General features: G+C 41.7%; 10 protein-coding genes and 3 tRNA genes. 4 read left to right on the plus strand and 9 right to left on the minus strand.

The features are described from left to right. Positions 1 to 42 precede the first annotated feature (42 nt). Positions 43 to 705 carry an oxidoreductase gene (locus BM176_RS01205; protein ID WP_090098753.1) on the plus strand — a complete coding sequence of 221 codons (663 nt, stop codon included), beginning with the start codon at positions 43 to 45 and terminating at the stop codon, positions 703 to 705. Here the strand turns inward: BM176_RS01205 and priA are convergent, their stop codons facing one another. The 3 genes from priA to BM176_RS01220 all read right to left on the minus strand — a co-directional run bounded on the left by priA (position 706) and on the right by BM176_RS01220 (position 4420). Then, a complete protein-coding gene (priA, locus tag BM176_RS01210; RefSeq protein WP_090098755.1) occupies positions 706 to 3156 on the minus strand; it encodes a replication restart helicase PriA in 2451 nt (816 codons plus the stop codon). It lies immediately after the preceding gene. 9 nt (positions 3157 to 3165) lie between these two features. Continuing rightward, positions 3166 to 3852 carry a lysophospholipid acyltransferase family protein gene (locus tag BM176_RS01215; RefSeq protein WP_255373400.1) on the minus strand — a complete coding sequence of 229 codons (687 nt, stop codon included), beginning with the start codon at positions 3850 to 3852 and terminating at the stop codon, positions 3166 to 3168. 148 nt (positions 3853 to 4000) lie between these two features. Then, positions 4001 to 4420, minus strand: a complete 420-nt coding sequence (locus tag BM176_RS01220) for a DUF4258 domain-containing protein (protein ID WP_090098758.1) — start codon at positions 4418 to 4420, stop codon at positions 4001 to 4003. 104 nt (positions 4421 to 4524) lie between these two features. Here BM176_RS01220 and mtaB point away from each other — a divergent pair, with 104 nt between their 5' ends. Then, positions 4525 to 5844, plus strand: a complete 1320-nt coding sequence (gene mtaB / locus BM176_RS01225) for a tRNA (N(6)-L-threonylcarbamoyladenosine(37)-C(2))-methylthiotransferase MtaB (RefSeq protein ID WP_255373401.1) — start codon at positions 4525 to 4527, stop codon at positions 5842 to 5844. Here mtaB and BM176_RS01230 read toward each other — a convergent pair. The 5 genes from BM176_RS01230 to BM176_RS01250 all read right to left on the minus strand — a co-directional run bounded on the left by BM176_RS01230 (position 5780) and on the right by BM176_RS01250 (position 11171). Continuing rightward, a complete protein-coding gene (locus tag BM176_RS01230) occupies positions 5780 to 6742 on the minus strand; it encodes an Abi family protein (RefSeq protein ID WP_090098762.1) in 963 nt (320 codons plus the stop codon). The genes mtaB and BM176_RS01230 overlap by 65 nt on opposite strands. Before the next feature lie 241 nt (positions 6743 to 6983). Continuing rightward, positions 6984 to 7058: transfer RNA gene (locus BM176_RS01235), tRNA-Val, on the minus strand. 107 nt (positions 7059 to 7165) lie between these two features. Next, positions 7166 to 7240: transfer RNA gene (locus BM176_RS01240), tRNA-Val, on the minus strand. A 31-nt stretch (positions 7241 to 7271) separates the two neighbouring features. Further along, a tRNA-Val gene (locus tag BM176_RS01245) sits at positions 7272 to 7346 on the minus strand. Between the two features lie 240 nt (positions 7347 to 7586). Further along, complete coding sequence (locus BM176_RS01250) at positions 7587 to 11171, minus strand: PKD domain-containing protein (RefSeq protein WP_143097669.1); 3585 nt, start codon at positions 11169 to 11171, stop codon at positions 7587 to 7589. Positions 11172 to 11613: 442 nt separating this feature from the next. On the opposite strand from BM176_RS01250, the gene BM176_RS01255 reads away from it, so the two are divergent. Both BM176_RS01255 and BM176_RS01260 read left to right on the plus strand, forming a co-directional pair. Continuing rightward, a complete protein-coding gene (locus BM176_RS01255) occupies positions 11614 to 12138 on the plus strand; it encodes a YceI family protein (RefSeq protein ID WP_090101516.1) in 525 nt (174 codons plus the stop codon). Positions 12139 to 12159: 21 nt separating this feature from the next. Next, entirely contained in the window at positions 12160 to 13182 is a 1023-nt protein-coding gene (locus BM176_RS01260; RefSeq protein WP_090098766.1) for an LLM class flavin-dependent oxidoreductase, read from the plus strand. A 7-nt stretch (positions 13183 to 13189) separates the two neighbouring features. Here BM176_RS01260 and BM176_RS01265 read toward each other — a convergent pair whose 3' ends face one another. Continuing rightward, positions 13190 to 14596 carry an alpha/beta hydrolase family protein gene (locus BM176_RS01265; RefSeq protein ID WP_090098768.1) on the minus strand — a complete coding sequence of 469 codons (1407 nt, stop codon included), beginning with the start codon at positions 14594 to 14596 and terminating at the stop codon, positions 13190 to 13192. Positions 14597 to 14611 lie beyond the last annotated feature (15 nt).

Genomic DNA, 14611 nt, shown 5'->3' on the forward strand with positions numbered 1-14611 from the left:
AGTAAATTTAACTACTGTTAATCAAACAAAGATAATAAAACCATGTCTCAAACAGCTGTCGTATTAGGAGCTACTGGTCTTACAGGTAATAGCCTGGTAACGCTGCTTTTGCATGATAACCGTTTCAGCAAAGTAAAAGTGCTGTTACGTTCACCTTCTTTGAAGCAACGCCCGGGACTGGAGCCCGTTATTGTTGATTTTGATGATGAAGAAAGCCTTACATCTGCATTGCAGGGCGATATGATTTTCTGCTGTATAGGCACTACCATTGCCAAAGCCGGCAGTAAGGAGAAATTCAGACAAGTGGATTTTGATATTCCTGTACGTTGTGCCACTATTGCCCGCAGACAAAATATCGCAGAGTTTCTGCTTATCAGTTCCGTTGGAGCCAATCCAAGGTCACGCGCTTTTTATATGCGTACCAAAGGAGAAACAGAGCAGGCCATAGAAAAGCTTGGATTCCCTACATTACATATTTTCCGCCCATCCTTATTAGTAGGACGCCGCCGGGAATTCCGTTTAGGTGACTGGATAGCCATGTTGCTCATACCAGTTTTTTACTTCTTTTTACAGGGAAGCTGGAGAAAATTCCGGCCCATTAAAGCCGTGAATGTAGCCAGGGCAATGATCAATGCCGCTGTCAATTCACCATCCGGTACACATGTTTATGAATCAGATGCCATCAAGGAGTTGGCAGGCAGATAACTACATACAATCCACATCCGGTACTATAATCACAGACCGGTATTGCTTTTCTGCCTGCAGTTTAACGAAATGTTCGCGCAGCAATTGTTTCGTTTGTGTAATCACTTTAGTATCGCGGGGTAACTTAATAAGCATTTCCTGCAGGTAGTTATTACGAACACGGCCTACTGGCGGTGCTGCCGGTCCTACCAGTTGCGGGCCAATATGCGGCCTTAACCAGTTGCTCAGAATATGTGCTGCCTGTTCTACTACCTCTTGCTTTTTATGCTTTAATGTGATTTTCAGCAAACGGTAAAATGGGGGATAACCGAAGTTCTGTCTTTCAGCAATTTCTGATGCATACATCCCCTTATAATCATGTGTAGTTACAAAGTGTAAGATAGGATGACGGGTATTACTTGCCTGGATAATCACCTTACCTACACCATCCCTTCTTCCTGCACGGCCACTCACCTGCTCCATCAATTGAAAAGCACGCTCATTCACCCGGAAATCGGGGAAGCTGAGCAGGCTATCCGCACTCAGGATGCCGATGAGATTTACATTGTCAAAATCCAGTCCTTTCACCACCATCTGTGTACCTACAAGGATATCAATCCCCCGTTGTTCCAGCAGTTGGATCATCTTATTATGACTATCCTTATTACGCACAGCATCCATATCCATGCGGGCCACGCGGGCCTTTGGAAATACCTGGATCAGGTCATCTTCTATCTTCTCGGTACCAAAATTCTTTGGAATCAGCGTATGACTGCTACCACAAGCAGCACAGGTATATACATACGGGTAACGGGTACCGCAATAATGACATTGCAGTTTATCCTGGTTACGGTGATATGTCAGTGATACATCACAGTTTTTACAATTGGGAATCCAGCCGCAGGTAGTACACATCAGGAAAGGAGAATAACCACGGCGGTTCTGGAAAAGGATTACCTGCTTATTATCAGTCAGGCTTTGTCCTATAGCAGCTTTCAGCTGAGGAGTAAAATTCTCCTGCATCGTTTTCTCTGCCTTTTCCTTCTTCAGATCTATGATCTCTATTTCCGGCATCGCCACTCCGCCAAATCGTTCCGTCAGTTCTACCAGACCGTATTTTCCCTGCTGTGCATTAAAATAGGATTCCAGCGCAGGAGTGGCAGAACCTAGTAACACTTTAGCGCCAAACAGGCCGGCATAATAAATAGCAGCATCTCGCGCATGATAACGTGGTGCAGGATCCTGCTGTTTATAAGAGGCATCATGCTCTTCGTCAAGGATGATCAGTCCCAGGTTATGAAATGGCAACAACAGGCTGGAACGTGCACCCAGTACTATCTGTAGTTCCCCACTCTTCACCTTATTCCAGATCTCTACCCTTTCATTATTGTTAAAGCGGGAATGATAAATCCCTATTTTAGTTCCGAAACTCTTTTGCAACCGCCGGATGATCTGTGCTGTCAAAGCTATTTCCGGCAGCAGGTACAATACCTGTTTACCACTGGCAATATGCTCTTCGATCAGCTTCATATAAAGCTGCGTTTTCCCACTTGAAGTAACTCCATGCAAAAGGGTTACCTGTTTGCTTTCAAAGCTGTGACGCAACGCTGTCAGCGCGTTTTCCTGTGCCGGACTTAATACAAAATCCACCTGTGCATCCGCCTTTCCCCCACCGGGTACACGATCTATTGTACGCTTCTCTATCCACACCACATTTTTGTCTACCAGCCCTTTCAGTTGTGCTGCCGATGCACCTGATTTTTTCAGCAGTTCACTCTGTAACACGCTGCCCTGTGTTTTCAGCAAATGCAGATATGCCAGCAGCAGTTCCATTTGTTTGGGAGCTTTACCAAGTTCATTGAACAATGCAGCCAGTTGCTCTTCTGCTTCATAGGTGGTATGCAACTGCACATAATTCTCTTTCTTCTCTTTATATACTTCCTTTAGTTCCTCATATACCAGCAGCACTTTTTTCTCTATCAGTTTTTTTATCACAGAGTATACATCTGATTTGTCGAGAATCAACTGTACCTCTTCAATCCGCAGCTCCTTGCGGATATGCAGCGCTTCTGCAACCAGGTATTCACTATCATCCAGACCGGTAAAATCATCCCCGAATGCATCGTTAAACAACAGCAATGTTTCACTGGACAGTTTCAGATGTGCCGGCAGAGCGGCATTCAAAACCTCCCCTTCTGTACACATATAATAGGACGCCAACCATTGCCAGAATAAAATCTGGTTCGGATATACTACAGGATCTTTATCCAGTATGTCCAGCAGATCTTTGGTTTTATAATCCAGCGGTGCCTGATTATGCAGCGCCTTTACAATACCGGTATATTTCTTTTGTTTGCCCAGTTGTACAGCCACGCGGCTACCCACCTGCACAGCGTCTTCCATATCGGGAGGCACCGAATAAGTGTAGTTCTTTGGCAAAGCCAGTGGCAGTATTACATCAGCAAATTTCATTCTCGGTTATTATTTCCAGCTTAACAGCTCTTCCTCCATGATATCAAACACCTGCTGCTTCAATGACGGCAGATCGTCCATTGTAAGTCCTTTAACTTCCACTGGAGGCAGATATACTACCCGGCAGCGGCCCGGGTTAATATTGAAAAGGCTGGTATGTGGTAAACGGACTCCGTTATCAAGATACAATACCGGACAAATAGGCGTTTGTGTTTCGATTGCTATACGGAAAGCCCCGTTATGAAAAGATTGTAATGGTTTGTTGGATTCATTGGTAGTGCCTTCCGGGAAAATCAGGATGGACACACCATGTTTCAGAGTGCTTATCATCTCGCGAACGCTACGTGAACGGGCTTTGGCATTAGACCTGTCTACCGGTACCACTGATTTTTTGTAGATGAACCCGAACAACGGGACTTTTTCCAGTTCTACTTTCCCAAGAGGCCGGAACGGTAATCTCATTACTCCCACGGCCAATGCAGCATCCAGGTATGAACGATGGTTCACCACATATATGCAGGGTGTTTTCGTTCTTTCACATTTATAGATCCTTTTAACTCTCATTCCCACCAATGGAAACCAGGTACGTGACCAGAACCAGAGAAAGTAAAATATAATATTCCCACCCTTTATCCTGCCAAGGGAAGAGGCCAGGAAAATAGGCGGGAGAATAAGCAACATAATGCCTACAAACATAATGGCAGCGTATGTGGCATACACAAGCCGAATCGGAAACAACAATAACTTCATAAAAACGGCCGGTCTCTTTTTAATCCGTAGCAAACCTGAAATTTACTGCAAGTGACCGGAAATACCTAATAAGGAGATGTAAATAGTGTACATGTTAGTTGCAGTTGCAATTCCATTCCTTATCCAGGTCTATACAGGTAACCACCCTTGTTACCGAGTCACAGGGCGCAAAAACGATCCGAAGGTGCTGCCCCTCATCTGAATAGCCCTCCAGCGCAAACGTAGGGCATGGCAGATCCATGGGATTGGACCTCTCGGTATTGATACGTCCTTCGGTAAGGATTTCAGTTACTTCCTCCTCTGTAATATGACGGCATTCCATCCGGCAACGGGCGTGAAGCGTATATTCCAACCGGGCATGCCGGTTCAGAATGGAAGGTTCATTTACTGTATTATGCCCTGACTTATGTGGAGGTGTGACAACACGTGGCCCTTTCCACCATTGCTGATGCCAGGCCATAAATAATAATAAAGCCAGTAATATGACAGGTATATACTTACCCTTTGATCTCATGTGGTGCTCTGATTACTAATCTATTTACTAAGATACGCTTACACATTGCTCAAGCGACGGCAATCTATATAATTTTAGCAATATAAGCGGTATTAAATTAGCATATGAGGGGCACATCGCAAAAAGATGTTAACTTTGCCAACTTTATGACAACAGGTAAAACAGTAGCATTTCATACACTCGGCTGCAAGCTGAACTTTTCAGAGACCTCCTCTATAAGCAGGTTACTGGAACAGGATGGTTTTGTGAAAACAGATTTTGACGGGCAGGCCGACGTATATGTGATCAACACCTGCTCTGTTACAGATAATGCAGACAAGGAATGCCGCCACCTGGTGCGCCGCATCCAGAGACGGGCACCGGAAAGCATGGTTGTAATAACCGGCTGTTATGCCCAGCTGAAACCAAAGGAAATCGCCGAAATTGAAGGGGTAGACCTGGTACTCGGTGCTGCCGAAAAATTCAACATCGTAGAGCATCTCAAAACCCTTACCAAAGGTGATAGTGCCAAAATATGCTCCTGTGATATTGAGGACGTAAACACTTTCCATGCGTCGCACTCCCAGAACGACCGTACCCGCACCTTCCTGAAAGTACAGGACGGCTGCGATTATACCTGCTCTTTCTGCACCATTCCTATGGCCCGCGGTAAAAGCCGTAGTGATAGTGTGGCTAACGTGACCCAGCTTGCCACTAACCTGGCAGCCAGCGGCGTTAAAGAAATTGTACTGACAGGCATCAACCTGGGTGATTTCGGGAAAGGCCTTGAAGGAGGTAAAAAAAGAGAAGAGAACTTCTTTGAACTGATCCAGGAACTGGATAAAGTGGAAGGCATAGAACGCTACAGGATCTCCTCTATAGAACCTAACCTGTTAAGTAATGAGATCATAGAATTTGTAGCCAACAGCCGCAAATTCATGCCCCATTTCCATATTCCGTTACAAAGTGGCAGCAATGAGATCCTTGGATTGATGCGTCGTCGCTATCGCCGGGAACTGTATGCGGAAAAGGTAGCCCTGATCCGCCAGTTTATGCCCCATTGCAGTATTGGCGTGGACGTGATCGTTGGGTTCCCAGCTGAAACAGATGAACACTTCCGCGAAACATATGATTTCCTGCATGCACTCGATGTTTCCTACCTGCACGTATTCACTTATTCAGAACGCGCAAATACAGGAGCACTGGACATCACACCCGTAGTACCTGTACATGTACGGAATGAGCGCAATAAAATGCTTCGTAACCTGAGTCTGAAGAAATTACAGTATTTCACTGAACAGCATATCGGACAAACCCGTAAAGTGTTGTTTGAGATACAAGGTAAAGATGGAATGATGGAGGGTTATACAGATAATTACATTAAGATAACAACTCCCTTCCGCCAGGAGTGGGTGAATAGTATTGTTGACTGGGATTTGAGATAAGAAATAAATCTTCCTTTTGCCATTCAGGTGTAAAGCCCATTTGTCTATAATCAAAATCTGGAAATTTAGCAATCAAATTCAATAATCGCTCTTTAAACCGGGCATCAGGATCTATTTTAGAGATCACAAATTGCATACATGCCAATATGCAATAAAGACTTGCATTATCCACTATTTCGGCCTCGTTTAAAAATCGCTTATTCTGTCTTATTGGCATAACGGGACGAATAGGAGTAGTTGTAAATACCAGCTTTGAATGATGTGCACATTTATTTCTTATAAATGTGAAAGCATGTAACCAGGATGGCAAAAGATTCTTAGCAGATCCAAAGTAGTGGCAGATATCATTACGTACTTCCGGATCCCCTAGATGCTCAAACATAAGTGATATTTTCCCAAAAGTTAGTAACTCCATGATCATCCAGGAAGGTGGAAATTCGGGTGTAGTAAATTCCCTCATATATCCTCTGATAAAATGATAATCTGATTGCTGATTACAATTTTCTTTCAGAAAAGACTCCAGCCCCGCAGAGTCATATGATGATGTAAAGTTGCTACTATTCAAATACCAATGCGGCCCATGTTTACAACTCATCCGGTCTGAAATCAAGGATTTCACCGCAACCTCTATCATCTCAATTCCATCAAATATAATATCTCTCAAATCTCTATCGAATGAATAGAGATCTATAATATGTTTAAAATCAGTTCCTTCAAGAAATCGACCCTCCCTGCCATTATAGTCTTTAAAATGTCGCATATAAACATTCAGTCGAAAATATCCGACATGTTTAAGCCATCTTTTGGCATTTTCTAAATCTGTGATTATTAATCCCTTTTGAACAAGAAGAGATATTTGTTCTTCGGGAGTAAGTGCGGGATAACAATAAGATCTCATATAAAAAAAATGACCCCCCAAAGTTGCGCATGAAACAGAGGCTTGGAGGGTACTGTTAACACGAATATACTACAATTATTTATTCCCAATAAAAAAATAGTGGATTATTTTCACGGAATTAATAAAAAAGAGATCAATACCAAAAGTTTGTGGAGTAGGAATGAAAATATTCTTTTGTGGTTGGATTCAGAAAGTAGGTTACCTGCAATAAAAAAGCCCCGAATTGCTTCGAGGCTTTCTGTGGGAGCTACTGGATTCGAACCAGTGACCCTCTGCTTGTAAGGCAGATGCTCTGAACCAGCTGAGCTAAGCTCCCTTGAAATTGATTCCATCTGGAACCTTATGTTGATAAAACGAGATCTTGTTGCTGGTACAAGATATTCCCTAAAATGAAAAAGCCTCAAATTACTTCGAGACTTTCTGTGGGAGCTACTGGATTCGAACCAGTGACCCTCTGCTTGTAAGGCAGATGCTCTGAACCAGCTGAGCTAAGCTCCCTAAATAATTAAAATCACTAAAGTAAAAAGAGTGGGAGCTACTGGATTCGAACCAGTGACCCTCTGCTTGTAAGGCAGATGCTCTGAACCAGCTGAGCTAAGCTCCCTTTTTACTATTCCACCAAACCGTTTGTCTGACGGGATTGCAAAGGTAAAAACTATTTTTATTCCACCAAATTTTTTTCCTGAATTCCCTTGTCAAAATCTCATTGCAGTCTCAACAACGGCTGCTATAAAGCATCCTGTGCTAATAAAAATTTCAATATACGAATGTACCGGGTGTATATTTCAGCAAGTGATTCTGCCGGGAAATCCTGGCAGAATCACTTACTGAAATATACAGATTACTAATTAGACTTGATGAACTTATTAGACAGATCCAGATTTTTATCATCCCTGATTTGTAATATGTACGGCCCTGCTGCAAGATTACTTACATCAATATCCTTTTGAATGGTGGTGATAGTACCCAGATAATAAGTACCCTTTATTTTGCCAGAGCTATTAATGATCCTCACAACAATTGGTGCGGCCATATTCAGCCTAAGATTTAAACGTAGTGTACTAACTACCGGATTTGGGTAAATCTTTGTATCAGGCGCATTACTAACAGTAACATCAAACAAATTTGCACTTATTTTTATATCTGTTTTTGTGCCTGTATTACCAACAATGATGCTTACATCATCGGTAGCAGTATTGTTATAAGTATCTGTTACTGTTAGCCGAAATACATAAGTACCCGTTATTCTAAATTTAACAACCGGATTCTCTACTTTTGAATTCACGAAGCTTTCGCCTTCTGGTCCGCTTACTTTTGTCCAGACATAATAGGATATGTATCCGCGATTTGTAGCATAGGAAGCAGAACCATCCAATCTTACTTTACTGACAGACGGATAATTTATGGTTTGATCAGCACCTGCAATGGCAAACAACAAATTGGCGGGATTAGGTTTTACATACACAGATAGATCATCTGTACTTATAGAACCTTTACTGTTAGTTATTTTTAACTGGAATATATATGTGCCTACACTAGTCAGCCGGTTCAGGTCAGTCTTAACCGCGGTGGGAGTAACGATGCTGGCTATGGTAGGCCCTGATATCTGTGTCCAGTTATAGTCTGTAATATTCCCGTCATTATCCATAGAAGCAGCACCAGTGGCGTCACTACTATTCCTTGGTTGTATAATGGTTTTATCCCTGCCGGCATTCGCCAAAGGTCCTTCTGTCAATAAAATAACACTTAGCCGGTCGCTGGAAACAGCTCCCTTATTATCAGTTACTATTAGCTCAAAAACATAATTACCTTTAGTTGTCAGCATACTTATTACTGGCATAGCTGTAGTTGCCGATGCGATAGTAGCAACAACAGGACCTGATACCTGCATCCAGGCATATGAAATGATTTTGCCATCCGGATCTGATGAAGCAGTGCCATCCAGTGTAGTTGTTGAAACCGGTAATAGTATTTTTGTATCGGAACCTGCAACTGATACAGGAGCCAGGTTTTTTATTGTGCCGGAATCATATTCATCTGCACCTATATCGTAAGCAGCACGCAAGGGCCTTTCCTCTCCATCTATATCCATCCTAAAATATGCACTCAGATTTTTACCTTTATTGAGCACAGGTGACCTTAATGCCAGATGGAAATCCTTAGCATTGGCATTAGAAAATCTAACCGCAGCGATATTTGCATAAGTACGATTATTTGAGGCAGTATAATTTATACCTGTCACTATATTCAAGGCCCTTAAATCTGGATTTACCAGCAAGTTATTGTAGAACAGATTTTTCCTGGCCACAGTACCATAACTATTCATAAAACGAATGGCATCCCGTCCATAATTAACGAAAGTGTTATTAAATACATTTACATGTAAAGGAAGAAAGTTGTTTTTAGTGGGCCTGTCATCAATAAAAAGTGCGTCTTTTTTTTGGGGAGTGCCATCGATACCTGCATCACTAATAATATTATTATACACATAACAAAGCCCGATACCCAGTATCTCTATACCACTTCCGGTACCTTTAATAATGCTGTTGTTATATACCTTTCCATTGGTTTCTCCTCCCAGAATAATACCAGCCTGCTGGCTCCCTATATTCCGAACACCATAATTCAATACTGAATTATTATAAATCTCAACGTTTTCAGGTGCAGATGCTACCTGTATACCATCATAGCCCGTATTTGCAGTAGTGATATTATAAACTCTCAGGTTATAGATACGAGGAGGCAACACATTTTTTTCCGTACTATCAGCGCAGGTTACTTTTATACCATTCGGCAAAGTATTTCCTATATAAATTCCTTCTCCTGATACATCGTGCACATAAATATCATGTAATTTCACATTACGCATAGCAAAATAAGGATACTGGTTTGCTCTATCACAGTCAGGGTTCACTTTAGCCATTACACCTACTTCACTTCCACTGATTTCAAATCTTTCTGCCTCAAAGTCGGTACATCCTTTACCCATTCCAAGACCTACATTCAGCTGTTTGCGAACCCCATTTATGACGAAACCATATTGGTCAGTAGTACCGGAGCCAGTAACCTTGAAATATTTAACGTTATTAAAAATTAATCCATAATTGCCTCCATTTCCCACTTTTACCTGGCCTCCACAGTTGATAAATATAATTGGTTTGGCTTCAGTACCGGTAAAGTTAAATAACTGGAGATACTTATAGTTACCAGCATGAATACAAACAGTATCGCCCGGTTGCACATTCAGGCTATCTCCGTTAATAAAGCTGCCGCCGTCAGCTCCTGGTGTAAGCAGGAATTTGCAATTACTGCATCCGGGAACTGCCCCTCCTACCGGATTTACTAATACTGTAACATATGCTGTGCTCGTAATACCAGCCGCATCTTTCACTGTCAGCCTAAATTTATAAGTACCAAATATCAGATTTCTCACAGTGATTTTAGCCGTATTGGTACTGCTGGAGATTGAAATAGGATGGCCTGAAACAAGTTTCCAGGCATAACTGACAATCCTGCTGTCTGGCGCTATTAAAGATGAACCATCAAGTATAAGACTGTCCTCTGGTAGTGTAATGGTTATTTTATCTCTTCTCTTGGTTGCTATTGGCGGAGGAGTCGCTTCTGCTATATCAGGTCTTCTGTAATTCAGCATCCATTCGTAAATGTTTGGAGACTGATAAGTGTGTGTTACATCATAAGCTTTATCCCATACAATATAATTGTGTGTATCTCCTGCATAGGAAGTAGCAATAACGGGAGATTCCGGGTTGCAGGCATTGATCCTGTCAACATAATTATTCTGGTTATTAATAAAAGTGTCTCTACTGCCGCAAAGAAACCATGTAGCAATATTACTGGTGGCGATATTGCAAAGGCCGGCTAATTTATTAGTATCTATAGGTGCAGTAGATACCGGTACAATTGCCGCCAGGTTTTTTGAATAATTGGTACCTGAAGCGGCATAGTTCAAAACCCCATAACCACCGGCACTATATCCGGTAAAATAGATACGGGAAACATCAATACGATATTTTGATTTAATATCATCCAGAATACTCTGGAGCATATCTTCACCGGCCAAACCAGTGGGGATTTGAGGTGAAACAGTAATGAATTTGAATAATTTTCCGCCAACTATAAATTGCATTTTTGCACCCTGCGCAATGATCTTTGGCATACCTTGATTAAGCACAACATTAACATTTGTACCACGTAGGCCTAAACCATGAAGAAATATAATGAGAGGATAACGGGTAGACGTACTATCATAATCATCGGGTAAATGTAGCCACGCTCCAGTAGTTGCACCTGGGGCTATATTGACTGTAATTTGTGTTTGATCCCCCTGTGCACGGCTCAGGCAAGGATAAAATATGCTCATCGTCAGGCTCACAGATAGTAATAACCTGCGTATGGTTAGGTTTTTCAAAGTTCTTTAATTTAAAATAGGATCCTTCAATAATCTTTAAATTTTTTTAGTCGTTGCCAGCAGGATAGCATATAGTAGTTATGACGGCAAACGATTATATAGCAGGAAGATAGGACGCTGGTAATTAAAGCGATATAATATACTGGGGTAATGCCTTGTTGTGACTACCTGCCCGTTATAATAACATTCCATGTAGAAGGAATGTTTAATAATTTAAAAAGCACGGCTTAAAACCATAAAAGTGCGTAGCGGTACTCTACAGTAGTGGCCAAGTTCATGCATTGAAAAGTAAGCATGCATACTAATTGTATTGTAAGATCTCCAGTTAACAATTTTAACATTCCTTTAAGTCAAAAGCAAAAATCGTCCATCATTTGCGGCATTTTATCCAACCATTAAAGGCATCAGATCGCTTAATTTTATGCCAATAAAAAATGGACTTATGACAAATTGGAAGATTGATGATTCACACAGCGAAATAGGATTCAAAGTAAAACACCTGATGATCACAAATGTTAGTGGTTATTTCACCCGGTTCTCCGGAAGTATTCAAACAAACAGCGATGACTTTCATGATGCAACGATCGCCTTTGAAGCTTCAACCGATAGTATTAATACACAAAATAAACAACGGGATGAACATCTTATGAATGGCGACTTCTTTGATGCAGCCAATTTCCCTAAGATCAACTTCGTGTCTAAAAAAGTAAAAAAAATAACTGACGAACAGTATAAGTTACTGGGCGACCTTACTATAAAAGGCCATACACATCCGATCGAGCTGGAAGTAACACATAATGGTATGACAATAGATCCTTATGGACAAGAGAAAGCAGGCTTTGCACTGAAGGGACGGTTACACCGCACAGATTATGGCTTACGCTGGAATGCTTCTACTGAAGCGGGAAGTATAGTGCTAAGTGATGAAGTAAAACTAAACATGGAAATACAACTTGTGAAATCATAAAGTTGTATTTCAAAAAATATTATGGAAATAGGAATAGATAGTTTCGCCGCCAGATTTAGTGAAAATGCGGCTACAGCAATCAATGATAAAGATGCTATGAGTCAATTGCTGGATAGAATTGAGCATGCAGATAATTCAAACCTTGATATCTTTGGCATCGGAGAGCATCACCGGAAGGGCTTTCTTGATTCCGCGCCAACACTCATTCTTGCTGCGGCAGCTGCCCGTACAAAACGCATACGACTTACAAGTGCTGTTACAGTACTTAGTGCTATCGATCCGGTAAGAGCATTCCAAAACTTTGCTACACTGGATCTGATTTCCAATGGCCGGGCTGAAATGGTTGTTGGACGAGGCTCGTTTACAGATGCCTTTCCGTTATTCGGTTATAGCCTTGGAGATTATGATGAACTTTTTACGGAGAAGCTGGATCTTTTGCTTAAGATCCGTGAGAACGAGTTTGTTACCTGGTCAGGAAAATTCCGGCCAGCACTAAAAAATCAGCCTGTTTATCCAAGACCGTTACAAGACCCTCTGCCTATTTGGTTGGGAGTAGGTGGTACACCACAATCGTTTGTTCGTGCCGGTATGTTGGGATTGCCGCTGATGGTGGCCATAATTGGCGGAGAAACACACCGTTTTCGTCCACTGATCGACCTTTACAGAGAGGCAGGATTAAAAGCGGGGCATTCGCCTGAAAAACTACAGGTAGGATTACATTCATTAGGTTATGTGGCAAATACCACAAAGGAAGCTATTGACGGTTTCTATCCAGGCTACGCCGCAAGTATGACCAATATAGGAAAGGAACGTGGCTGGCCTCCGATGACAAGAGCACGATTTGATGACCAAATGGGACCAAAGGGAGCTTTGCTGGTTGGAAGTGCTGAAGAAGTAGCGGAGAAAATTCTTCGTCATGCCAATGCGCTTGGAGGGATTTCCAGACTTACTTTTCAGATGGATAGTGCTGAGTTGACACACGAAAAACTTATGGAATCCATTGGACTGATCGGTACACGTTTGAAACCATTAGTTAACGGATAGAAAGATTTTAATGGTATACACGAGTAAGCATTTTACTTTCAATTGCTGAAAGGTTTATTTGAGAGGAGGTTTGAAATTCGGGTTGTTGCTGCAAGCGGTTCTTTTCCCTGAAACCATTTTTCACTGCTTTCAGCAAATCGTTTTCAGCCTCCTTTGGCTTGTTCTCCCGTGCATGCAGGATGGCGGAAAAATACCAGGCTTCGCTATTGGTGGGATCAACTATTTTATACAATTCTACATAGTACCGGCCTTCGTTGTTCGCGTTTCTGTTAATCAGTTGGTTGCTGTATGAATAAAATGCCAATGACAGGTAGGCTAGCAGTCGCTGATACATTCCACTTTCGGCGGTTTTAATATGAGCCTTTGTCTGCAGTTCGGAGATAGTTTTTTCCCAATAGGCCATATCAATCTGCTGAAAGTGTTCTCCATAACCAGCCTTTATGTTCAGTTCAGTAACCAGTAAGTGTTCCTGCTCATGTTGTTGCTTTAGATAAAGCGAATTGCCTATAATGGAAACGGACTTCTCTTTAAACCAGGTTACTTTATCTGTTAATCCGTTAAGAAAACTTATTGAGAGCTGACATTCCTGTTCAGCCTTTATAAATTGATTTGCTTTATAATACGCCTCAAGTCTTTTTTTACTTTTCTCAATATAGAGGTTGATAAGTGTATCGTCTTTAGGTATAATTCCTTTCTGCATGGCATCGAATTGTAATCCTGCAAAAGCCGTGTTCATACTATTTTCAGGAGCCCATTCATGCTTTCCGTCGAAAAGAATAATATGATGCCGCGTGCGACTTCTATTAAGCTCATTTTCGAATGCCATTATATCAGTTAAATTCAGATCACCTTCACCTGCTATTGCAGTGTAACTAAAGGCGAAATCACCTGCGGGAGTTCCATCCGGCAAACCTGCGCCATTTGCTATTACCCCCTTTATTGCAGGATATTTTAAAGCTACATAACCTGCTGCCTTAGCACCGCCAGAGAATCCGCATGTATAGATCCGGTTACTGTTGATCTTTAACCGGCTCTGCGTATCCTCAGACAAATGACGCCAGATATTTTCCGTAGTTGACCAGTCGTTTCCGTTTTTTGAATTATTACTGCCGATTAAAATATAACCATACGTATCCGCTAATGATTTGTATTTATTTAATGGAATTACTCCGTCGGCATGCGCATCGAAAAAATAAATTACAGGTAATGCTTCCTTATTACCTTTTGCCGGAATATATAATGCATAGGATTGCGAAGAATCCGTTCTACAAATTACAGTATCAATTATTTTTCCTGTCCCGAAAGAATCGGAAATGTTGACAGCAGTAGTAGTGCCTGTCTTTGTGGAATTATTATTTGCGCAGGCACTGATATAAAATACGAGAATCAGTGTAATAAGCTGGTTTGTTTTCATATACAAAAATCAAAC

Source organism: Chitinophaga sp. CF118, from assembly GCF_900112615.1.
Classification (GTDB): domain Bacteria; phylum Bacteroidota; class Bacteroidia; order Chitinophagales; family Chitinophagaceae; genus Chitinophaga.